Below are 24,084 nucleotides of genomic sequence, written 5' to 3' on the forward strand. Positions count from 1 at the left end.
GGTAAGAAGATTGAACCGTTACCAAGATGCTGAATAGAAAGCCAGATGTGGCTGTTGGAAAGAGCAGCTGCAGTCAGACAACAAATGGAGGCTCATCCGGCAGGGAAGTGCCGGATGGCAGATGGAGGGAGACAAAGATTATGGCGAAAATTGGTTTTATCGGAATGGGAAATATCGGCTATGCGATCATGCGAAGCCTGCTGAACAAATATAAAACGGAAGACATCACTTTTACGGATCTGAACCGCCGGAGAGTGGCACAGATAGAGAAAGAGACAGGTGTCAAGGCGGTTGACACAAACCAGGATTGTGCGGAAAATGCAAAATATATCGTATTAGCTATAAAGCCGCAGTTTTATGACAATGTACTGGCAGATATCAAGGACCATGTAACGAAAGAAAATATTATTATTTCGATTGCACCGGGTATCACGATTGACAGTGTCAACGAGAAGCTGGGCGGTGACCGCCGTATCGTGCGTGCGATGCCGAACACGCCGGCGCTGATCGGCGAGGGTATGACAGGTGTCTGCTACGACAAGAAGCTGTTTGAAGAGACAGAAAAGCAGATGATCAGCAATTTCTTTGAATCTTTTGGTATGATGGAGATCGTTCCGGAATATATGATGAATGCGGTTGTATGTATCAGTTCCAGTGCACCGGCATACATCTATATGTTCATCGAGGCGCTGGCAGATGCGGGCGTTAAGTACGGCATGCCGCGAGATGTGGCTTACCGGATGGCGGCGCAGGGCGTTGTCGGCAGTGCGAAGATGGTACTCGAGACCGGCAAGCATCCGGGCGCACTCAAAGATGATGTCTGCTCGCCGGGCGGCACGACGATCTATGCGGTCAGCGTCCTGGAGGAGTATGGTTTGCGGAATGCGGTTATCAAGGCATGTGACGCATGCTATGAGAAGTGCATCGACCTGAAATAGTGAAAAAATGTTGAAAAAGAACCCAGAAGGAACCTGGATATAAGGGTGAGAAAATATGGAACAGAAAGTAGAAAAGCAGGCATCGCTGGAGTCCGTGCCGGTCAAACGCCTGAAACGAGAGTTAAAATATCAGGGAACCATCTTGAAAATGTACGAAGATACCGTCGAGGTAAACGGACATCAGGCAAAATGGGATTTTATCCATCATGACGGCGCGGCAGCGGTGCTTCCGGTTACGGAGGATGGAAAGATTCTCATGGTGCGTCAGTACCGCAATGCGCTGGACCGCTATACACTGGAGATTCCGGCTGGTAAGCTGGATTCGCCGGATGAGGCGAAGATTGACTGCGCGTACCGCGAGCTGGAGGAGGAGACGGGCTACCGTTGTGACCATCTGGAATATCTGATGAGCGTCAACACAACGATCGCGTTCTGTGATGAGGCGCTGGATATTTTTCTGGCACGCGATCTCAAGAAAACCCATCAGCATCTTGACCCGGATGAGGAGATTGAGGTAGAGGCGTGGGAACTTTCCGACCTTTTGAAACGGATCTACGCAGGAGAACTGACGGATGGAAAGACTGTGTCCGCGATTCTGGCGTATGCCTGCAAAGCAGGACAGAAGTAAAAATAAGGATCAGCGAAGCACTGTAAGCATCTGTGATGAAATAAATATATGGATTAAACGCTGAAAGACGCATGAAGCTAACAGCATATAGAGGCAGATATAAAGGCATATTATAAAAAACACTGAATACAGATAAGGTAACAAAGGAATAGGCAGGGATTGCATGTGAAAAGGAGATTCCGGCTTCCGGCTTTAAGTACCTGGGATGTATCAGTGTTTTTTTTGATCCTTGGGATTGTATTGGGGACGATAGCAGCCGTTTGTTTTCAAATTTCGTCCGGGAGCGGACATGCCGGGCTGGAAAGTGTGCTGGCAGCGAGGCTTGGACAAGAAATTGGAGATCCATCGGGTGCCGGGTGGCATCTAAACGCCGGAATGAAGGCAGCCAGCCGGGGAACTTTGTTTTTTCAGGTCTGGCTGCAGCGGTCAGGGATGGCGCTGATGCTGTGGCTGGCAGGTATGACGCCGGTCGCATGCCTGGCTGCGTGGGGTGCTTGTCTCGTCTTAGGTCTGGAGCAGGCATGGCTGCTGGCAGGATTTACTGGTTGGGGCGGTTTTTGGGGACTGCCTGTATTTGTGGCGACGTTATTTCCACAGGTGGTGTTTTATATTCCTGTGTTCTGGCTGCTTCTTTCCTGGGCGCTTGCAAAGGAGAGGCGGATACGGACGGCTGGATTTTTAATCCTTTTATTGGTGCTGGGGATGGGAACTGCGCTGGAAGTGTGGCTGAATCCTGGTTTTGTATCATTACTGGTCTCACACTGCCCATTTTAATGGGGCTGTCCGAATAAAAATATAATTCAAAATTTACAACATATGGGGGTAAAAAAAGTGGACGCACCATATGTTGTATTTTTATGTAAATCAGTCGAAAAATGTAGGAAAAGTGGGGAAAATTATGTTTGATTTTATGGGAAAATGTAGATATAATGATACCTGCGGACGATAAAAGCCCTGTTTGTGGAGAAGAAGGTAAGTTGCAGATAGGGTGAGAAAACCTCAGGAGAATGGATGGTTCAGATGGAGGAATCGATAGGATTGCCGCGGAACGATATTTGCCCTGTAGGCTGGGGCTTTGGCAGAAAATGCCGTGAATAAAAGAATGGCGGAAATGGTTACGAGAATAGATTGGGGAAGTATGAGAGGGGAAGTAGACAGATTTGAACAGTACCTGCGGGAGGTAAAACAGGCATCGGAAAATACCGTACAGTCATATCGGAGAGATCTGATGCAGATGATTACTTATCTGGAGGAGAAAGAGATCCGGGAGGCGGCGAAGGTGACAAAGACCAGCCTGCATGGATATATTCTTCATATGGAAGAGCAGGGAAAGGCGGCTACCACCATTTCGCGGATGATGGCGGCGATGAAAGCGTTTTTTAATTATGAATGTATGCAGGCATGCATCCGGCGGAACCCGGCGGAAAGTCTGCATGCGCCGAAAGTGGAGAAAAAGGCGCCGGTGGTCCTGAGTGTCGATCAGGTATCAGCGCTTCTGGCACAGCCATCCGGGCAGACACCGAAGGAGATTCGGGACAAGGCGATGCTGGCTCTTTTATATGCGACCGGAATCCGGGTGTCAGAGCTTATAGGGATCCAGATGGAAGATATCAATATGAACATTGGATTTCTGGTCTGTCGCGACGGGGAGAGGGAGCGGACGATCCCATTTGGACGTTCGGCGAAAGCAGCGCTGGAGGAGTATTTGGAACATGCGAGAAACGAGCTGCTGCGTGGAAAGGGATCGGACTATTTCTTTGTCAACTGTACGGGCGGCGCGATGAGCCGGCAGGGATTCTGGAAGATTATCAAATATTACGGCGAGAAAGCCGGGATTGAGGAAGATATCACGCCGCACACGCTGCGCCATTCCTTTGCGGCACACCTGATTGCGAGAGGTGCAGACATGCGGGCGGTTCAGACGATTCTTGGACATTCGGATATGGCGACGACGCAGATGTATGCGGCGTACCGGGAAGATTGAAAAATATCATATAAATTATAAAAATAAAGCACCTGTTTTGTGAAAGACTTGACAAAACAGGTGCTTTATTATACACTTTAGTGGTTTAAAGTGCAAACGTTTAACGCAGATGAGGAAATGTGAAGGAGAAAGACAATGGAGCAAGTACATTTAAAGTACGGAACGTCGGCGGTCGATTTTGAGGTTGACGGAGCGAAGAGTGTAAAATACCTGTATGAAAATAAGATGCGGGTCATTGAAGATATAAAAGCAGAATTTTTGTATTGTGTGACGGATGGTGTGATTGGCACGAAGCCGTTAAAGGAGTTGATTGCACCGACCGATCCGGTTACGATCGTGATCAGTGATATGACGCGTTTCTGGATGCGTCAGGACGTGATTTGCGAGCTTCTGGTAAAATATCTGCACGATGAGATGGGCGTGGAATATGACCAGATTGCGGTTGTGGTTGCACTGGGAACACACCGCAAGAATACGGCGGAGGATCGCAGAAAACTTGCAAGCGAGTTTGTCTATGACCATGTAGCGAGCGTGACTGACCATGACTGCGATGCGCCGGATCTGGTATATATCGGTACGACGTCCTTCGGAACGCGTGTATCGGTCAATCCGCTGGCAGTCGGCAGAAAGGTCATCTGCATCGGCGGTACGGTGCACCATCTGATGGCAGGCTACGGCGGCGGAAGAAAGAGCATCGTTCCAGGTATTGCTTCCCGTGAGACGATCCGCATGAACCATGAGCGTGCGTTGGATCCGGAGAAACCGATGACGGATGTGCGTGTCGGCAGCGGTTTGGTGGAGAACAACCCGATCAATCTGGATATGCGCGAGGCAGGTGCCATGGTGCATGTTACGTTCGGTATCAATATCGTGGTAGATACGTCTTCCCGCCACAGCGGTTTATTCTGTGGTGAGTTTGACAAGGCATGGCAGGCAAGCTGCAGTTATGTACAGAAGGGATACGGACTACCGATTGACTATCAGGCAGATGTCGTAATTGCAAGCTGCGGCGGTTTCCCGAAGGATCTGAATTTTTATCAGTCCACCAAGACGCTGTTTAACGCATCGAGAGCGGTCAAAGAGGGCGGTACACTCATTATGCTGGCGGAATGCCCGGAGGGAAGCGGTTCCAAGGATTTCTTCGACTGGATTAAGCCTCTCTCTAAGGGATGCCTGGATGAGGCACTGCGTGCGTCTTTCACCATCGGTGGCTATATTTTCTACGCAGCCTGCGAGTCCATTCGTCGTTCGAAGACGCTGCTTCTGTCTTCCATGGAGCCGGAGCTGGTTCGGGATATGGGCGTAAGATCGTTTAAAGATATGAAGGATCTGCTGGCAGAGGTAGACTTTAACGGAAAAGATGTATATGTAATTCCGTACGGCGGAAGCGTGCTCCCGCAGACAAAGGAAGCCTACGAGCGTATTTGCCGCGAGGCAGAGGAAAATGGAGGCGCGAAGTAATGAATATTCCGCTGCTAATTGTTATTTTATATGTGCTTCTGCTGTTTGGCATCAGTATCTATGTGTCTTACAGCCAGAAAAAGGATTCAGAGAACTTCCTTTTATATAAAGGAAAAAATAATGCGTTTGTCGTGGCAGCCAGTATCGCGGGTCTGGCGATCGGCGGCGCTTCGACGATCGGTATCGCGGAGAACGCTTTTACCGTGGGGCTGTCGGCAGGCTGGTATGATACAGCATGGGCGATCGGCGCGGTTGTTTCTTCTATGCTGGCAGTCCGTTACCTGCGTAGAAGCCAGTACACGACCATCAGCGGTCTTGTAAGGGACCTCTATGGCACAAAGACGAAAATAGAAGAGCCCAAAATAGAAGAGTTTAAAGTAAAAAAGAACGTCAAATCCAAGCGAAAAACTTAGAATTTGACGTTCTTTTTGCATATTTATATTCGATTCGATGCTACTCAACCGTCCCGGTGTCTTTGATATAGGAAATGAAGCTCTTTTTGAGCGAGGTCACGATTTCGTTGCATTTTGCATATTCTTCGCTGTCGCTGGCATACTGCTCGTCGTAGTGCAGATCCAGAATGAAGAGCTTGTTGCCGCAGAAGCCTAAGATGGTGCAGCCGTTTAAATCACGGTAGTGCGTGTCCTCAAATGCGAGAATGCGGAAGAGAAGTCCGCCTCCGTTGGCTTCATAGGCTGTTTTTTCATATACCTCGTAGGAATCCCCGTTCGAAACCATGATGAGTCTCGAAAATACCTGGGATGGAAGTTTGAATGAAAAATCGTCGGTAATTACTTTGGAGCCGGTCAGCTCGATGGAGAGGTTGTCCGGGTCCTCCTGAGAAAAACTCACAACCTGTGCGGAATAATCAGCTGCATAAGACGGCGTCACGTAGAGAGCCGCAGCCAGAGCCGCGCAGAGGAATAATTTTGATTTCATCCTGAGATCTCCTTTTAGTCTGTCTTTTTGTTCCCCTATATAGAAGATAGGCTATGGAATCCATAGCCTATCTTAAACTCCATATAAATTTATTATATCACAGACGTCTTTAAAAGTCAGCTGGAAATTTTATCCAAAATCATCCAATTCTCGAATCTTTTTTTCCTTCTGACAGGTTCTTCTGTGCGGTGGAAAGCATCAGTTTGATACGATTCAACTGATTGACTTCACTGGCACCCGGATCGTAGTCTACGGCGATGATATTCGCCTCCGGATGGCTGGCGCGCAGTTCCTTGATGACGCCTTTTCCGACGATGTGGTTCGGCAGGCAGCCGAACGGCTGGGTGCAGATGATGTTCGTCGGGCCGCTGTGAATCAATTCCAGCATCTCACCAGTCAGGAACCATCCCTCGCCGGTCTGATTGCCGAGGGAAACGTAATGCTTCGCCATCGACGCCAGATCCTGAATCCGTGCAGGCGGAAGGAAATGTGTGCTGCGTTCCAGTTCGCGGCGGCAGGTGCGGCGGAAATACTCCAGCAGGGAGATTCCCATGTTGCACAGGTGTGCGGTGGAGCGCTTGCCGCCCAGATTGTCGGCTTTGAAGTTGCTGTTGTAGAAGCAGTAAAGCAGGAAATCAAGCAGATCCGGCATTACAGCCTCGGCACCCTCGGCTTCCAGAAGCTCTACCACGTGGTTGTTTGCTAACGGGGAGAATTTTACCAGGATCTCGCCGACAATGCCAACCCTCGGTTTCTGGACATCGCGTCTCGGAAGTTCGTCGAAGTCATGGATAATACCGCGGATGTTGCGGTTAAACTCTGCCATGGATAAAGAGTGTTTCTGCAGCGATTTGATGCAGATTGCTTTCCATTTCTCATGCAGGGCATTGGCGGAACCGGCTTTTGCCTCGTATGGGCGGGTCGCATAGAGAACCCGCATGAAGAGGTCACCGTAGACAACCGCCTGCATTGCCTTGGTGAGAAGCGGCAGGGTAATCTTGAAGCCCGGATTCGTCTCCATGCCGTTGGCATTTAACGAGATAACCGGAATCTGCGGCATACCGGCGCGCTCTAAGGCACGGCGGATAAAGCCGATATAGTTGGAAGCACGGCAGCCGCCGCCGGTCTGGCTCATGATAACAGCTGTATGCTCTAAGTCGTATTTGCCGGAGAGCAGCGCATCCATGATCTGACCAACCACGATCAGGGACGGGTAGCAGGCGTCGTTGTTGACGTACTTAAGTCCTGTGTCGATAGCGGTACGGTCGGAGTTCTGCAGCACCTCCAGGTTGTAACCACAGCTTCGGACTGCCGGTTCGATGAGGTCGAAATGGATCGGCGACATCTGCGGGCAGAGGATTGTGTAGTTTTTCTTCATTTCCTTCGTGAAATAAACACGGCTGTATGCGCTGGAAACGATCGGTTTATGGTAGTGGCGCATCTCGCGCACACGGATTGCGGCGATCAGGGAGCGCACACGGATACGTGCGGCGCCGAGGTTGTTGACCTCGTCGATCTTGAGCAGCGTATAAATTTTGCCGGAACGGGTCAGAATATCATTGACCTGATCAGTAGTAACTGCATCCAGACCGCATCCGAAGGAGTTGAGCTGGATCAGATCCAGGTTTGGCTGTGTATTCACATAGGAAGCTGCCTCGTAGAGGCGGGAGTGGTACATCCACTGGTCGGTGACGATCAGCGGACGGTCAACGCGTCCTAAATGGGAGACGGAGTCCTCGGTCAGCACGGCAAAACCGTAGGAAGTGATGAGTTCCGGAATGCCATGGTTGATCTCCGGATCTACATGGTACGGTCTGCCTGCCAGCACGATGCCGTGGTGTCCGGTTTCTTTTAACCAGGCGATGACTTCCTCGCCCTTCTTTTCCATATCCTGACGGGAGGCGATGAGTTCCTGCCATGCCTTGTGAGCGGCGGCGCGGATCTCTTTCTCCGGGATCGACTGATCCCTGGTAAATTCTTCGACCAGACGTTTTGTCAGGATTTCCTCATTTGTAAATGCCATAAACGGATTCCGGAAATGTACCTTGTGATCCGTCAGGGATTCTACGTTGTTTTTGATGTTTTCCGCGTAGGATGTGACCATCGGGCAGTTGTAGTGATTTCCCGCTTCCGGGGTTTCGTTGCGCTCGTAAGGAACGCACGGATAGAAAATGTAGGTCAGTCCCTGGCGGATCAGCCATTCGATATGACCGTGCGCGAGTTTTGCCGGGTAGCACTCGGATTCGCTCGGGATTGATTCAATACCAAGTTCGTAGATCTGTCTTGTCGATTTCGGGGACAGAACGGTGCGGTACCCCAGTTCCCTGAAGAAGACTGCCCAGAACGGGTAGTTTTCATACATATTCAGGACACGTGGGATGCCGACGGTACCGCGCGGCGCCAGATCGGCGGTCAGCGGTTCATAATCGAACATACGGTGGTATTTATAGTCGAATAAGTTCGGAATGTCTTTTTTCTGTTTGTTGCCGCCCAGTCCGCGCTCACAGCGGTTTCCGGTCACGAACTGACGTCCGCCATCGAAACGGTTGATCGTCAGGACGCAGTGGTTTGTACAACCCTGGCAGCGTGCCATCGTCGTCTTGTAGGTCAGGCTTAAGATCTTGTCGATCGGCAGCATCGTGGTCGTCTTGGAAGCATCGTAGCGCTCACGGGCAATCAGAGCCGCGCCGTAGGCACCCATGATACCGGCAATGTCCGGGCGGACTGCCTCACAGCCGGAGATCTTCTCAAAACTGCGGAGAACCGCATCGTTATAGAAGGTACCGCCCTGTACGACCACGTGTTTTCCGAGATCGGAGGCGTTGGTAATCTTGATAACCTTAAACAGGGCGTTTTTGATGACGGAGTAAGCCAGTCCGGCAGAAATATCTGCGACGGAAGCGCCCTCTTTCTGCGCCTGTTTGACGTTAGAGTTCATGAAAACAGTACAGCGGGTACCGAGGTCGGTCGGATTTTTGGCAAAGAGTGCCTCCTTGGCAAAATCCTGTACGCTGTAATTTAAGGATTTAGCAAATGTCTCAATAAAGGAGCCGCAGCCGGACGAACAAGCTTCGTTGAGCTGTACGCTGTCTACGGTGCCGTCCTTGATCTTGATGCATTTCATATCTTGACCGCCGATATCAAGGATGCAGTCTACATCCGGCTCAAATGCCGCCGCTGCGTAGTAGTGGGAGATCGTCTCGACCTCGCCCTCATCCAGCATCAGGGCAGATTTTAAGAGCGCTTCACCGTAACCGGTGGAGCAGGAATAAGCGATCTGTGCTTTCTCAGGAAGCTGGTCGTGGATCTCCTGCATCGCGCGGATCGCCGTCGCCAGCGGGCTGCCGTTGTTGTTGCTGTAGAAGCGGTATAGAAGAGAGCCGTCCTCGCCGACAAGCGCCACCTTGGTTGTGGTGGAACCGGCGTCAATGCCGAGGTAGCAGTTGCCTTCGTAGGTCGCTAAATCACCTTTTTTGACGTCATGACTTGCATGGCGGGTTCTGAATTTTTCATAGTCAGCTTCATCAGTAAAGAGGGGTTCCATCCGCTTTACCTCGAAATCCATCTTGATGCCGTGGGAAAGCCGTTCGATCAGATCGTGCAGGCTGGCAGTTGTCTTCGGATCAGAGTTCATCGCCGCGCCGATCGCCGCAAACAGATGCGAGTGATCCGGGGCAATGATCTGGTCCGCCCCCAGATTCAGGGTGCGGATAAATGCCGCGCGCAGCTCCGAGAGGAAATGAAGCGGTCCACCGAGAAACGCAACATTGCCGCGGATCGGCTTGCCGCATGCCAGACCGCTGATGGTCTGGTTGACAACCGCCTGGAAAATGGAGGCGGACAGATCCTCTTTGGTTGCGCCTTCGTTGATGAGAGGCTGGATATCCGTCTTGGCGAAAACGCCGCAGCGCGCCGCGATCGGATAGATTGCCTTGTAATTTTTCGCGTACTCATTAAGACCGGATGCGTCCGTCTGAAGCAGCGAAGCCATCTGATCAATAAAAGAGCCGGTGCCTCCGGCGCAGATTCCGTTCATACGCTGGTCGATGCCGCCGGTAAAATAAATAATTTTCGCATCCTCGCCGCCAAGCTCGATGGCAACGTCGGTCTGCGGGGCATAATCCTTCAGGGATGTGGCAACCGCCACAACCTCCTGGACAAATGGAATGCCCAGATGCTTAGAAAGTGTTAAACCGCCAGAACCAGTGATGACCGGCTCAACGGTCAGTGCGCCAAGTTTCTCTTCACCCTCACGGAGCAGGTCCGCGAGCGTCTCCTGTATGTTTGCAAAATGACGTTTATAATCGGCGAAAAGAAGCTTACCGCCGTCTTCAATAATAGATACTTTAACCGTTGTGGAACCGATGTCGATTCCTAATTTTTTACAGGAATTCATGTACAATCGGGGCAGTGCCCCTTCCCTCCTTTGTATTACACATGTATTCGGCTATACTTTAACATAGAATAAGGAAGAAAACAATCGGTAGGGTGCGTTAAAAAGATGCTAAAAATGTGCAAAATTTGTTAATATCGCGCATAATGGGAGGAGGGTGTTCCTGTACAAGGAAAGGCATTTTCTGCGTGGAAAATACCGCTTTTTCTGAGTTGGAATGCAGCCGTTACCGATCGCAGGCAGGCACTTTTGGAACCGAATGTGCCGTAAGATAACGTGGTGGAAGCGAGAATATAATTTGACAAAGAATCCGCCGCTCTCTATAATGAAAGGAAAACGGCAAAGGATGTGAATTATGAATTTTTTTAGAAAATTAGAGCGCAAATTCGGTCGGTTTGCGATCCCGAATCTGATGTACTACATCATCATGATGTATGCGGCTGGATTTGTGATGAGCCTGTTTAATCCATATTTTTACGTGCAGTATCTGGCACTTGATGCGGCGGCGATCCTGCGGGGGCAGGTGTGGAGAATCGTGACCTTTCTCGTATGCCCGCCTCAGTCGGGCGTACTGTTTGCGCTGCTTGCGATGTATCTCTATTATTCGATTGGCTCGACGCTGGAGCGCGTGTGGGGAACCTTCCGATTTAATATGTTTTTCTTTATGGGCGTGCTGGGACACATCATCGCGGCATTTCTGGTGTACGGTGTGACCGGCTTTTCGGTGCCGATGTCCCCGTATTACTTAAATGAATCGCTGTTTCTGGCGTTTGCCTGCACTTTCCCGGAGATGCAGTTCCTTCTGATTTTTATTCCGATCCGGGCGAAATACCTCGGAATGATGTATGGAGCGCTTCTGGTCTACAGTTTCTTAACGGGTGGCATTATCGCGAAAATTGAGATTGTTGTTTCGATGCTCAATTTTATCATTTTCTTCCTGATGACGCGCAACTATCGGAAAGCCAGTCCGAAAGAGATGGTCCGTAAGCAGAAGTTTAAAAACGAGATGCAGAAGGCACAGATTCAGAAAATTTCGCTGACGCATCATAAATGTGCAGTCTGCGGACGCACCGAGAAGGATGATCCGAACCTGGAATTCCGCTATTGTTCGAAGTGTGCGGGAAATCTGGAATATTGCATGGATCATCTGTATACGCACAAACACGTGACGGAAGAAGAATTGAAAGATTCTAAATAGAACCAAGCGGTGGATTGTTTTTTTAGCAGGGGATTTAAATAGGTTGGATGAAGCATACAAAAGAGGTTATAAATGATTCACTGATGGGAAAAATCTCGATAAATGACAGAATATGAGGAGGAATGACAGAATGAAAAAGACAAAGATTGTCTGCACAATGGGACCAAACACCGATAACCGGGAGATTATGAAGGAGTTGGCGTTAAATGGCATGGATGTCGCACGTTTTAACTTTTCGCATGGCGATCATGCGGAGCATAAACATCGTCTGGAGATTCTGGAGAGTGTGCGCGAGGAGCTGGGGATTCCGATCGCATCGCTTCTGGATACCAAGGGACCGGAAATCCGTACTGGCAAATTAAAAGATGGAAAGAAAGTGACGCTGAAAGAGGGCGATCTGTATACGCTGACGACCGAGGAGATCGTGGGTGATGAGACACGCGGCTACATCAACTATGCGGGGCTGGCGGAGGATGTAAAGCCGGGTGACCGCATTCTGATTGACGATGGTCTGATCGAGCTGCACGTGCGGGAGGTCAATGGAACAGATATCGTCTGCCGGATTGAAAATGGAGGCGAGCTGGGCGAGAAGAAGGGTGTCAATGTACCGGGAGTACGGGTCAAGCTTCCGGCGCTGACCGATAAAGATAAGGAAGACATTCGTTTCGGCGTGGATGCAGGCTTTGATTTTGTGGCGGCTTCGTTCGTCCGCAATGCCGATGCGATCCGCGAGATCCGGGAGATTCTGGATGAAAAAGGTTCTGCTATGCAGATTATCGCGAAAATCGAGAATGAAGAAGGAATTGAAAATATTGATTCCATCATTGAGGCGAGCGACGGCATCATGGTAGCCCGGGGCGATATGGGCGTGGAGATACCGGCAGAGAAGGTTCCGCACATTCAGAAGATGATCATCCGCAAGTGTAACTTAGCGTGCAAGGTTGTTATCACGGCGACCCAGATGCTCGATTCAATGATCCGCAACCCGCGTCCGACGCGTGCCGAGGTATCGGATGTGGCGAATGCAGTGTACGAGGGAACCGATGCGGTCATGCTGTCCGGAGAAACGGCGATGGGAAGTTACCCGATCGAGGCAGTCCGCATGATGAGCCAGATCGCCGAGGAGTCGGAGAAATATCTGGATTATATGTTCTACCAGAGAAGAAAGGTATCGGCAGAAAATCTTCGAAATATATCTAATACGGTATGCTATTCATCCGTAGCGACCGCCTCCGATCTGGAAGCGCCGGTCATTGTGGCTCCGAGTGTCAGCGGATTTACGACGAGAATGCTTTCGAAATGGCGTCCGAAAGCATTGATCGCGGGACTTTCCCCGAGCATGACGGCTGTCCGCCAGATGCAGCTCTACTGGGGTGTTAAGCCGTTCCATGCAAAACGCGCTGAATCGACGGATGCACTCTTATTTGCATCGGTGGAACTGCTGAAAGAGAAAGGTATCGTCAAAGAGGGTGAAATTGTGGTTGCAACTGCGGGTGTGGTGACACGTGCCAACCGTCATGAACCGGTAGCCGATACGAATATCATGCGTGTAATGGTGGTAGAGTAGAGACCGGATTCTGCGCCTGAATTTGTGACCGGTTCATAGATGTATCTGGAAAATGATTCAATTTGTCCGGAGTTTGTGTCCTGGCGGAGAAAAGGAGAAAAATACCAGTTACTGTTCACAGGTAGGCACTTTTGGAACCGAAAGTGCCGTAAGAAAACGTGGTGGCAGCAGGAATTTGCCGTATTTAAATGCGAAGCCACGGCAAATTCCGTTACTGGGCACGTATGCGTGAACAGTAACAAATACCGCCCATTTGTGGGCGTTTTTCGGGAAATCAGTTGATAAAACACGGTTTTTGGTGTATAAATAGTAGCAGGACAAAGGAGTCTGGGCGTGCCGGGAGTAGTGTATGTTCCCGGTAGTCCAGACTTTTAGGTTTTATATGTAGATTTTAGTTCGGAGGATGTAAAAGTGGAGAAGAAACCATTTGTAACACGGGAGCAGCTGGAGGAGATCAAGAAAACATACCCGACACCGTTCCACCTGTATGATGAAAAGGGAATCCGCGAGAATGGCGAGCGCCTGATGCGTGCATTTTCCTGGAACAAGGGATTCAGAGAGTATTTTGCTGTAAAGGCAACACCGAACCCATTTGTAATTGATATTTTAAAGAAACTTGGATGCGGCGTGGACTGCTCTTCGCTGACAGAGCTTATGATGGCAAAGGCGATGAAGTACGATGGCGAGAAGATCATGTTCTCCTCCAACGATACACCGCCGGAGGAATTCAAGATGGCTGCCGAGCTGGGTGCGATCATCAACCTTGATGATTTTACGCACATTGATTTCCTGGAGAAGACGATCGGTTATATTCCGGAGACGATCAGCTGCCGTTACAATCCGGGCGGACTGTTCAAGATCAGCAATGATATCATGGACAACCCAGGCGATGCGAAATACGGTATGACAACCGAGCAGCTATTTGAGGCATTCAAGGTGTTGAAAGCAAAAGGTGCGAAACATTTTGGTATCCATGCCTTCCTTGCAAGCAATACGGTTACAAATGAGTATTATCCGATGCTTGCGAAGGTATTGTTTGAGGTGGCGGTCAAGCTGAAAGAAGAGACCGGCGCAGATATTAAATTTATCAACCTGTCTGGCGGCGTTGGCATTCCTTACCGCCCGGATCAGGAGCCGAACGACATCTTTGCAATCGGCGAGGGCGTCCGCAAGGTTTATGAGGAAGTTCTGGTTCCGGCTGGCATGGGCGATGTAGCGCTTTATACAGAGATGGGACGTTTCATGCTGGCGCCGTATGGCTGCCTTGTGACAACGGCAATCCATGAGAAACACACCTATAAAGAGTATATTGGTGTGGACGCGTGTGCAGTCAATCTGATGCGCCCGGCGATGTACGGCGCATACCATCACATCACGGTCATGGGAAAAGAGAACGAGCCGTGTGACCATAAATACGATGTAACCGGTTCCCTGTGCGAGAACAATGATAAATTTGCGATTGACCGGATGCTTCCGAAGATCGATATGGGCGATATCCTTGTCATTCATGATACCGGCGCACATGGTTTTTCGATGGGCTACAACTACAACGGAAAGCTGCGCTCGGCTGAACTGCTCCTGAAAGAGGATGGTTCCGTGGAGATGATCCGCCGGGCAGAGACACCGAAGGATTATTTTGCGACCTTTGATTTCTGTGATCTGTTTAAGGATGTGCAGTAAAAAAGAGCGGTAAATTAATATAATGCAGGAAAGACGATTTTTATTGCATCGAAATGGTGAATCTTAAGAATTTCTTCATAATTTATTTAAAGAGAATACAAACATTTTGGAGAGAGGCATGATATACTATAACCATAATAAATGCATGATACAAAAGATTTAATCCTTTAACCTTTTTGAAATCCGAATTCCTAACGAAAAAAAGTCCGGCGGAGCTTTTCCACCGGACTTTTTTTCTGCATATTTCTATTTTTTATAATCCTTCTGCCATTTCATACAGCAGACGCTCGGAATCCTCCCATCCCAGACACGGGTCGGTGATGGATTTTCCGTAGATGTGTTCGCCAACCTTCTGGCTGCCTGGTTCGATGTAGCTCTCGATCATGACGCCTTTGACGAAGTTACGGATATCGTCGGAGTGACGACGGCTGTGGAGTACTTCCTTGACGATACGGATCTGCTCCATGTATTTTTTGTTGGAGTTGGAGTGGTTTGCATCGATGATGCAGGCCGGATTCTTCAGATCACGCTCGTTGTAGAGGTCCAAGAGCAGCTTCAGGTCTTCGTAGTGGTAGTTCGGCAGGCACTGGTCATGCTTGTTGACAGCACCACGCAGGATGGTGTGGGTCAGCGGGTTGCCCTGTGTCTTTACTTCCCAGCTGCGGTAGATGAACTCATGACCGTGCTGTGCTGCGTGTACGGCGTTCAGCATGACGGAGAGTGCGCCGCTGGTCGGATTCTTCATGCCGACCGGTACGTCGATGCCGCTGGCAACGAGGCGGTGCTGCTGGTTCTCAACGGAACGTGCGCCGACTGCAACATAGGACATAACGTCGGAAAGGTAGGTCAGGTTCTCCGGGTATAGCATCTCGTCTGCGGTCGAGAAGCCGGTTTCTTCGATCACACGCATGTGAAGTTTGCGAATCGCGATCAGACCCTGGTATAAGTTTGGCTTACCTTCCGGATTTGGCTGGTGTAAAAGTCCCTTATAGCCGTCACCGGTTGTTCTAGGTTTGTTGGTGTAGATTCTAGGAACCAGAATCAGTTTGTCCTTCACTTTCTCCTGTACCTTGGCAAGACGGTTTACATAATCAATAACCGCATCTTCCCGGTCAGCAGAGCACGGACCAATGATGACAAGAAACTTGTCGCTGTCGCCTGTAAAGACGTCACGGATAGCAGCGTCCCTTCGAGCTTTTTCTGCGGCCAGCTCCGGTGCCAGTGGAAACTGTGCACGAATCTCGTCCGGGGTCGGCAGCTTGCTGACATATTCAAATCCCATGAGTTTTATCCTCCTGTATTGTCTAAAAAATTTTCGCACTTTAAAGCGTATGATGTTTATTATAGTATAGAAAAATCAAATCATCAATAGGTTGAGGGAAAAGAATTTTATTTCTTTTATGCTATTTTTACGCAGCTTTTATTAAATAGACCGTAGTCTATAAAAATGGTTGACGTATTTATTAAAAAAGTGTAGAATATATTCCATATCAGCAATATTTAATTTTAGTTTGATATTGTTCCATATGAAAACGGAACCGTTCATGCCTCGATTGACTGAGAGCAAGGGCGCGGCGGTCACTGTTTTTGTACGAATCCCGCACAAGCGGGAGCAGCGTTTGTTTGTTTGGTGCTGCATATGTTTGCGTGTTTTCCGAGAAAAACAGAACATTTAGCAGAAATCTGGCACTTCATTCGTCCCTATTATCTGGGGGCGTTTTTTTATGCCTTAGGAAATTGCGTCCTATGACACAAAAACGTTCAGATGAATGCGTACAGCCGACAGAAATGTGGAAAAATGAGATACTTATTTTAGGAGGAGAGCGCAGTATGAAAGGATATAAAAAGCTGATGGATATTGTGGCGATGGTTGAGAAAACCGTGCTGGTAGTCACGATGCTCCTGATCCTTGTACTGACGGTGGGAAATGTATTTTCCCGTAAGGTGATTCACCAGTCCTGGTCCTTTACAGAGGAGCTGGTTGTTGCCATTTTCGTATTAATTACGCTGCTTGGCGCGGCGCTGTCTGCGCGTGAGGGCGGATTGGTAGGCTTAAATCTGGTAACAGAGCGTCTGCCGAAATCAGCAAAGAAGCCGGTCGTAATTTTGATTACGATCTTTTCGGTTCTCTTTATGGGAATCTTATTTTACTATGGCATGGACAAGGTACTGGCGCAGCTTGCGAACCAGAAACGTACCTTTGTGCTGAACTGGCCGGAGTGGATCTTCTGGTCCTTTGTACCGATCGGTTCGGCGTGCATGATTCTTCATTTTATCGAGTTCTGTCTCGATGAGTGTACGAAAAAGGAGGACAAATAAATGGTTAGCGCAGTTCTTTTTATTACCTTTTTCGTATTATTGGTGCTGAATGTGCCGATCTCCGTCTGTCTGGGACTTTCTTCCGCAGCGGCGATCCTGTATTCCGGTACTTCTTTAACGATTGTCGCGACGAATATTTACTCCGGCATCAGTAAATTCCTGCTGCTGGCGATTCCGTTTTTCGTATTATCCGGAAATATCATGGCGAAGGCGGGGATTTCCACGCGCCTGATCCGTTTCGTTGACACATGTGTCGGTCACAGAAAAGGTGGCATTGCGAATGTGTGTATCATCGTAGCCTGCTTCTTCGGCGCGATCTCCGGTTCCGGTCCGGCGACGGTAGCGGCCCTGGGTGCGGTCCTGATTCCGGCGATGGTAGAGCGGGGCGGTTTCTCCGCAGCCTTCTCGACGGCATTGATGGCAACTTCCAGTTCCATCGCCATCGTCATCCCGCCGAGTATCGCGTTTGTCGTATACGCGTCGATCACAGGTGTTTCCATCGGGGATATGTTTATGGCAGGCATCATCCCGGGTATCCTGATGGGTCTGGCTCTGGTAGTTGTCGTTATGCTGGAGGTACGCCGCAATCATGTTGTGCCGTCCAACGTAGAGAAGGCATCCGCAAAAGAGCGCTGGAACGCATTTAAGGATGCATTCTGGGGATTTTTGATGCCGGTCATCATTCTGGGCGGTATCTACGGAGGCATCTTTACACCGACCGAGGCGGCAGCCGTATCCGTTGTGTACGGTCTGTTTGTCGGCATGGTTATTTATAAGGAAGTAAAATTTAAAGACCTGTGGGAAATTCTGATTGATTCGGCAAAGACCACCGGCGGCATCATGCTGATCGTAGCGTGTGCGTCGCTGTTCTCCTTTGTCTGCACCCGTTTCGGTATTTCGACGGCTGCTTCCGAACTGTTAGCAAGAGTGGCAGGCAACCAGTTTACTTTCTTGCTGATTTGTAACATTATTTTCCTGATCGCGGGCTGCTTTATTGATGCAAATTCTGCGATGTACATTTTCATCCCGATCATGCTGCCGGTCTGCAAGGCACTGGGCTACAACGTGATCGCATTTGGTATCATGGCAACGGTCAACCTGGCAATTGGTCAGGTAACACCTCCGGTCGGTGTCAACCTGTTTGTCGCGCTCGGCATCAAATTAAGAGACGGTATCCGCGTAACGCTGCAGGAGATTTCCAGGGCAGTCGTTCCGATGGTAGCCGCTTCCATTGTTGTTTTACTGATAATTACTTATATTCCGCAGATTTCGACCTGTCTGCCGGCGGCACTGGGAAGTGCGGCAGCCATTGAAAATGGCGAGACAGCCGGAGGCGACAGCGGAACCACCCAGACAGACAATGACGATTTCAACACGATCGGCGATTACAGCGATCTGGATTGGGCGGATATGACCTGGAACTTTACGTGTTCCACAACCGAGACAAGCACCTGGGCACAGGCGGGACGCAAGTTTGGCGAGCTCATGGAGCAGGCGACCGGCGGCAAGGTCAAAGTAGATGTTTACGCAGCCGATCAGCTGACAGGTGGAAACCAGTCTGAGGGCATCCAGGCACTGATGAACGGCGATCCGGTGCAGATTTCGATGCACAGCAACCTGATTTATTCGGCATTTGACCCGCGGTTCAATGTTGTATCACTGCCGTATCTGTTTGATTCTGTTGAGACAGCGGATACAGTCTTAGATGGTCCGGCGGGCGACAAGCTGGTTGAGATCCTAGAAAGCTATGACCTGCATTGTATGGGTATGGCGGAGAATGGTTTCCGTCAGCTGACCAACAGCGAACATCCGGTTCGTTCCGTGGAAGATATGAAGAACCTGAAACTGCGTGTGGCTGGTTCGAACCTTCTGATGAAGTGCTATGAGCTGTGGGGCGCAGATGCGACTAATATGAACTGGTCCGAGACGTATACGGCGCTGCAGCAGGGCACGGTAGACGGGCAGGAGAACCCGCTTCCGGCGATTGATGCGGCGAGTGTACAGGAAGTACAGAAATATGTTTCCCTGTGGAACGCAAACTATGACTGTCTGTTCTTCTGCATCAATCAGAAGCTGTATGACAGCCTGACACCGGAGCAGCAGGCGGTTGTTGATGAGGCAGGCCGTAAGGCAGTTGCTTACGAGCGTGAGATCAACCGTGCAGGCGATGAGGAGATTCTGGATCGCTGGCAGACTAAGAACGGTGTGGAGGTGCTGAAATATGAGGATCTCGACATCGAATCCTTTAAGAAAGCAGCTGAGCCGGTAACTGAATGGTTTATCGGAGAACTGAAAACCCAGGGCTTTGATGATGCAGAGGATCTGGTAAACACCTTTACTGAAAATGCGGCTAGTGCAGTTAGGACGGCGGGCATTGAAAATTCTTCGACCTATCAGGTGGAAGATCATAGTGACCTAAACTGGCCGGAAATGACCTGGAACTTTACGTGTTCCACGACAGAAACCAGTACCTGGGCACAGGCAGGACGCAAGTTTGGCGAGCTCATGGATCAGGCAACGGGCGGCAAGATAAAAGTAGATGTTTACGCAGCGGATCAGCTGACCGGTGGAAACCAGTCCGAGGGCATCCAGGCGCTGATGAACGGAGATCCGGTGCAGATTTCGATGCACAGCAACCTGATTTATTCGGCATTTGACCCGCGTTTCAACGTGGTATCGCTGCCGTATCTGTTTGATTCAGTGGAGGACGCCGACGCGAAGCTGGACGGCGAGGCAGGCCAGAAGATGGATGAGATTCTTTCTTCCTATGGCCTGCACTGCATGGGTATGGCGGAGAATGGTTTCCGTCAGCTCACGAACGGCGTGCGCCCGGTTCATTCCGTGGAAGATATGAAGAACCTGAAAGTACGTGTGGCTGGTTCAAACCTTCTGATGAAGTGCTACGAGCTGTGGGGCGCAGATGCGACCAACATGAACTGGTCCGAGACTTACACGGCATTGCAGCAGGGTACGGTAGACGGTCAGGAGAACCCGCTTCCGGCGATTGATGCGGCAAGCGTACAGGAAGTACAGAAATACGTTTCCATGTGGAATGCAAACTATGACTGCCTGTTCTTCTGCATCAACCAGGATATTTACGACAGCCTGACACCGGAGCAGCAGGAAGTAGTCGATGAGTGCGGCAAACTTGCTGTTCAGTACGAGCGCGAGATCAACCGCGCAGGCGACGACGAGATCCTCTCCAGATGGCAGTCCAAGAATGGTGTCGAGGTCATCCCGTATGAGGATCTGGATATCGATTCCTTCAAGGCGGTTGTAGAACCAGTAACCGAGTGGTATATCGGGGAACTGAAAAAACAGGGTTATAAGGATGCGGAAGAGCTGGTTGCTGCATTCAAATAGGAAAATTAGAAGTTTGAAGTTAGAAGTTTGGTAAAATTGAATCATTGAGTTTGGTTTTCTGGCGGTTCTGGTCCTTGGGATCAGACCGCCAGATTGCGTATATGGGGAAATATTTCAATGTAAATTTTCAATCGGGCAAATATTGTGGTTGGCAGCTTGATATGATAAGATAGTTGGTATCGGTGCGCTGAAAAGCGAGATAAAAAGAAAGAAAAGGAAAAATATATGGGATGTGTACATCTGTACTGCGGCGACGGAAAAGGAAAGACGACGGCGGCGATCGGTCTGGCGGTCCGGGCAGCAGGAGCGGGAAAACAGGTAGTTGCTGCCCGCTTTTTAAAAACGGACCAGTCTGGGGAGGTGGAGATTTTAAAGCGGCTCCCGGAGGTGACGTTGATTCCCTGTGAAAAAACATTTGGATTCACGTGGAAAATGACCGATGAGGTGAAGCAGGAGGCAGCGGATTATTATAAAAGTATGTTTGAGACAGCGTGCCGTGAGGCAGTGAAGCGGTGTGGGGAAGCAGAAGAGAACGGTTTGAAAGCACTGGAGGAGAATAACTTCTGTGAAACCTGCGATGTTCTGCTGGTGTTGGACGAGGTCTGCGCTTCTCTTTCTTCGGGACTTTTGGAGCTGGCGGATATAGTGGATTTTCTGGATCACAGACCAGCGGATCTGGAAGTTGTGATGACGGGGCGGAAACCGCCGGAGGAGCTGCTTTTGCGGGCTGATTACGTGACAGAGATGGAAAAAATCAAGCATCCGTTTGACCGGAAAATCCTGGCGCGGCGGGGAATTGAATATTAGAGAGGGGACTCTGAATGGGATTTATAAAGAGAAAGCATCGTCCGGAGTACGCTACAGTGCAGCGGGAATGGGCAATGTGGGGAAAACAGATGGAAAAAACACTTCCGGGTTACGGGGAGCAGAATGAGGCATTGCACTGGATGGTACGGATTCTGACGGGGGTGCGGGTTCTGTACTGCCTGTTTTATCTGATTATGACATTTGTCTATGGAATGGAGAAAACAAATGCGGTCATGACGCTTTTGGGACCGTTTATTTTTTATGGCTGGTATATGCTTATGCTGCGGGAGAGCTCGGTGCTTACGGTGTTGATGCTGATCGGGCGTGGGACGAGTATCGTGTGGGGCGGCGTATCGCTGCTTCAGATGAGCTGGTGGCTGCCATTTCCGCTGGTTTTTATGCTGGTGATGGCGGCGGCAATCGAATTTATCGAGGCGGTATTCTGCATCTATATGCTGTTTAACCCGCTGGCACGGCACACAATCCGCTTAAACCGGGCATTTGCACGTGGAATGCGCGTACAGGTGCCGGATGAGGGGCTGGAATAGATGGCGGCGTATCGGAATGAAGCGGCGATACTGTACACGGGTAGGCACTTTTGGAACCGAAAGTGCCGTAAGAAAACGTGGCGGCAGCAGGAATTTGCCGTGTTTAAATGCGAAGCCACGGCAAATTCCGTTACTGGGCACGTATGCGTGAACAGTAACGAGGCGGCGGATGAAGAGGACAATGAGGAAGTCAAGTCTTGATTTTTACAGAATACTCTGATACAGTGGAGTCAAGACAGGATTCCGCCAACGGATCTTGTGGGACGTAGAAAAGGCATAGAAAAGAAAGAGGTAAAATATGGCAGATAATAAGAATATGACGCAGGAAGAGATTGACAACGGCGAGGAGATGACCGTGACCCTGACATTGGATGACGGCAGAGAGATTGAGTGTGTTGTTCTGACGATTTTCCCGGCAGGCGGTAAGGATTATATTGCCCTTCTTCCGATGGATGACATCGAGGCAGAGGACGGCGAGGTATATCTGTACCGTTATAGCGAGGATGAGAACGGACAGCCGAACCTGGAAAACATCGAGGACGACGATGAGTATGAGATCGTGGCAGATGCGTTTGACGAGCTTCTGGACGAGCAGGAATATGATGAGCTGGTCGGCGAGGATGAGCTGGATCAGTAATTAGGCAGGCAAAAGACAGGACGCCCAGGTACTTCGCAGGCAGAAACGGCGAGGCATCTGGGCGTTTTACATCTTTTCAGGGGTGGTACGATGGAACTGAAACAGGAGTTAAAGCTCAAACAGACCTTGTCCCAGAAAATGATACAATCCGCAAATATTCTTCAGATGGGGCAGATAGAGCTGAAAGAGTACATAGAAGAGATGGCGCTGGAAAATCCGGTGGTGGATCTGGAAGAGCGGGAGCCGGAGAACGGGCGGCTGGAAGAAAATGGAGAGCTGAACGAGAAAATCCGCAGACTTGAAGAACTTTCCAGTCTTGACCGCCAGAACCAGACCTATTATCAGGATGAGGAAGAAGAGGCGGGACGATTAGAGCCGGGACGAAGCCAGGATGGGCTTTTGGAATCGCTTCTGGAACAGGCGTGTATGCTGCATCTGACGAAAAGAGAAGAAAAAATATTCCGCTATATGATCAAAAATCTGGATGCAAGCGGATATCTCAGCGTGAATTTTGGAGAACTCTGCGCTGGGCTGGGAATTGAGGAGACAGAAGGAGAACGGGTCTGGAAAAATTTTGGCAGGCTGGAACCGTGTGGGATCGGGGCACGGTCGCTGAAGGAGTGTCTGTTGATGCAGCTGTCTTACCTGGCAGAGGACGGCGGCGCGGTGATTGATATTGTTCAGAATGGAACGATGCGAACCGAAATTCTGGCGGCACGCATCATTTCCAACCATCTGGATCTGCTGGGAAAAAACCAGATGAAGCAGCTTGCCCGTGCATGCTCCTGCAAGCTGGAGGAAGTGCTTCTGGCAGCAGCGCGGATCCGGGAGCTGAATCCCAAACCAGGAAGCGGATATGGGGATGAGAGCTATGATAAATATATCGTACCAGATATAATTATTACCCAGACGGAACACGGATTTGAAATGCAGCTTTCCGATGAGACACTGCCGCAGATTGCCATCAATCCGTATTATCTGTCATTGATGAAGCAGAAAGATACCGAGACGGAGGCAAAGGACTACATTGAGGGGAAAATCCGGCAGGCTGAATGGGTCTGCCAGTGCATTGGGAAGCGCAACCAGACATTGTTGCGGCTGGCAGAAGAGATTTTGTGCGTACAGGGGGAATTTTTCGCAAAAGGAAGTGGAAAACTGGCTCCGTGGACGCAGAAACAGGCGGCTAAATCGCTGGGGGTCAGCGAGCCGACGCTGAGCCGGACAGTGCGTGAAAAATATCTGCAATGCCGCTGGGGGATTTTTCCGCTGTCATATTTCTTTTCAAGACACATGGCTGCGGAGGGATTCGGGACAACGGATAAGGGAAGAATGGCAGAACGGGAAGAGGCGGCGAATCAGGAAGAAACGGCGGTTCAGGCAGAAATGGTGAATCGGATGGAAACAGGCAAAGATCCGCGTGAGGCAATCCGCCATCTGATCAAAACGGAAAATCCGAGAAAGCCGTTCAGCGACCGCGTGCTGTCAGAAAAACTGGCGGAAGCGGGGATCACGCTGTCGCGGCGGACTGTGGCGAAATACCGGGAAGAAATGGGAATCCGGGATGCATCCGGGCGGAAGTGCTTTGGTATCTGACAGAAAACATAGACAGAAAGACAGAGGGA

Annotated in this window: 18 protein-coding genes; 15 read left to right on the forward strand and 3 right to left on the reverse strand. The window is 50.0% G+C overall.

All coding sequences use genetic code 11. The annotated features are described in order from the left end of the window. Positions 1–140 precede the first annotated feature (140 nt). From proC to PG862_RS04945, 6 genes are all read left to right on the forward strand, one after another. Positions 141–938 (forward strand): pyrroline-5-carboxylate reductase, encoded by a 798-nt coding sequence (gene proC, locus PG862_RS04920; RefSeq protein ID WP_022359673.1) that lies wholly within the window; start codon positions 141–143, stop codon positions 936–938. 55 nt (positions 939–993) lie between these two features. Then, complete coding sequence (locus PG862_RS04925) at positions 994–1,566, forward strand: NUDIX hydrolase (RefSeq protein WP_022359672.1); 573 nt, start codon at positions 994–996, stop codon at positions 1,564–1,566. 165 nt (positions 1,567–1,731) lie between these two features. Next, positions 1,732–2,340, forward strand: a complete 609-nt coding sequence (locus PG862_RS04930) for a hypothetical protein (RefSeq protein ID WP_270706711.1) — start codon at positions 1,732–1,734, stop codon at positions 2,338–2,340. A gap of 316 nt (positions 2,341–2,656) precedes the next feature. Further along, the gene (gene xerA / locus PG862_RS04935; RefSeq protein ID WP_333549083.1) at positions 2,657–3,550 is read left to right on the forward strand and encodes a site-specific tyrosine recombinase/integron integrase; all 894 of its coding nucleotides are present in this window, start codon (positions 2,657–2,659) and stop codon (positions 3,548–3,550) included. 135 nt (positions 3,551–3,685) lie between these two features. Continuing rightward, entirely contained in the window at positions 3,686–5,011 is a 1,326-nt protein-coding gene (locus tag PG862_RS04940; RefSeq protein WP_270706713.1) for a nickel-dependent lactate racemase family protein, read from the forward strand. Continuing rightward, the gene (locus tag PG862_RS04945; protein WP_227589629.1) at positions 5,011–5,424 is read left to right on the forward strand and encodes a sodium:solute symporter family transporter; all 414 of its coding nucleotides are present in this window, start codon (positions 5,011–5,013) and stop codon (positions 5,422–5,424) included. The genes PG862_RS04940 and PG862_RS04945 overlap by 1 nt, the downstream gene beginning before the upstream one ends. A 40-nt stretch (positions 5,425–5,464) precedes the next feature. Here PG862_RS04945 and PG862_RS04950 read toward each other — a convergent pair whose 3' ends face one another. Both PG862_RS04950 and PG862_RS04955 read right to left on the reverse strand, forming a co-directional pair. Further along, the gene (locus tag PG862_RS04950; protein WP_270706716.1) at positions 5,465–5,950 is read right to left on the reverse strand and encodes a hypothetical protein; all 486 of its coding nucleotides are present in this window, start codon (positions 5,948–5,950) and stop codon (positions 5,465–5,467) included. Between the two features lie 139 nt (positions 5,951–6,089). Next, positions 6,090–10,346 carry a 2-hydroxyacyl-CoA dehydratase gene (locus tag PG862_RS04955; RefSeq protein WP_270706859.1) on the reverse strand — a complete coding sequence of 1,419 codons (4,257 nt, stop codon included), beginning with the start codon at positions 10,344–10,346 and terminating at the stop codon, positions 6,090–6,092. Between the two features lie 352 nt (positions 10,347–10,698). Here PG862_RS04955 and PG862_RS04960 point away from each other — a divergent pair, with 352 nt between their 5' ends. From PG862_RS04960 to PG862_RS04970, 3 genes are all read left to right on the forward strand, one after another. Then, complete coding sequence (locus PG862_RS04960) at positions 10,699–11,541, forward strand: rhomboid family intramembrane serine protease (protein WP_117796362.1); 843 nt, start codon at positions 10,699–10,701, stop codon at positions 11,539–11,541. A 112-nt stretch (positions 11,542–11,653) separates the two neighbouring features. Continuing rightward, complete coding sequence (gene pyk / locus PG862_RS04965) at positions 11,654–13,108, forward strand: pyruvate kinase (RefSeq protein ID WP_270523636.1); 1,455 nt, start codon at positions 11,654–11,656, stop codon at positions 13,106–13,108. Positions 13,109–13,519: 411 nt separating this feature from the next. Next, positions 13,520–14,788, forward strand: coding sequence for a diaminopimelate decarboxylase (locus PG862_RS04970; RefSeq protein ID WP_022359661.1), 1,269 nt, complete (start codon positions 13,520–13,522; stop codon positions 14,786–14,788). A gap of 253 nt (positions 14,789–15,041) precedes the next feature. On the opposite strand, the gene PG862_RS04975 is transcribed toward PG862_RS04970, so the two are convergent. Further along, a complete protein-coding gene (locus tag PG862_RS04975; protein ID WP_270706718.1) occupies positions 15,042–16,070 on the reverse strand; it encodes a 3-deoxy-7-phosphoheptulonate synthase in 1,029 nt (342 codons plus the stop codon). A 548-nt stretch (positions 16,071–16,618) separates the two neighbouring features. Here PG862_RS04975 and PG862_RS04980 point away from each other — a divergent pair. From PG862_RS04980 to rpoN, 6 genes are all read left to right on the forward strand, one after another. Further along, positions 16,619–17,107, forward strand: a complete 489-nt coding sequence (locus PG862_RS04980) for a TRAP transporter small permease (RefSeq protein ID WP_118468093.1) — start codon at positions 16,619–16,621, stop codon at positions 17,105–17,107. After that, positions 17,108–20,470, forward strand: coding sequence for a TRAP transporter large permease subunit (locus PG862_RS04985; protein ID WP_270706719.1), 3,363 nt, complete (start codon positions 17,108–17,110; stop codon positions 20,468–20,470). It abuts the gene before it with no gap. 225 nt (positions 20,471–20,695) lie between these two features. Further along, positions 20,696–21,277: a cob(I)yrinic acid a,c-diamide adenosyltransferase gene (locus PG862_RS04990; RefSeq protein ID WP_270706720.1), complete on the forward strand. Its 582-nt coding sequence runs from the start codon at positions 20,696–20,698 to the stop codon at positions 21,275–21,277. Positions 21,278–21,291: 14 nt separating this feature from the next. Next, complete coding sequence (locus PG862_RS04995; RefSeq protein ID WP_270706721.1) at positions 21,292–21,825, forward strand: hypothetical protein; 534 nt, start codon at positions 21,292–21,294, stop codon at positions 21,823–21,825. A 298-nt stretch (positions 21,826–22,123) separates the two neighbouring features. Beyond that, positions 22,124–22,462, forward strand: a complete 339-nt coding sequence (locus PG862_RS05000) for a DUF1292 domain-containing protein (protein WP_022358993.1) — start codon at positions 22,124–22,126, stop codon at positions 22,460–22,462. A 90-nt stretch (positions 22,463–22,552) separates the two neighbouring features. Beyond that, positions 22,553–24,055: an RNA polymerase factor sigma-54 gene (rpoN, locus tag PG862_RS05005; protein ID WP_270706722.1), complete on the forward strand. Its 1,503-nt coding sequence runs from the start codon at positions 22,553–22,555 to the stop codon at positions 24,053–24,055. The last annotated feature ends 29 nt before the right edge of the window (positions 24,056–24,084 follow it).

Origin of the sequence: Clostridium fessum, from assembly GCF_027698965.1 — a bacterium.
Taxonomy (GTDB): Bacteria; Bacillota; Clostridia; order Lachnospirales; family Lachnospiraceae; genus Otoolea; species Otoolea fessa.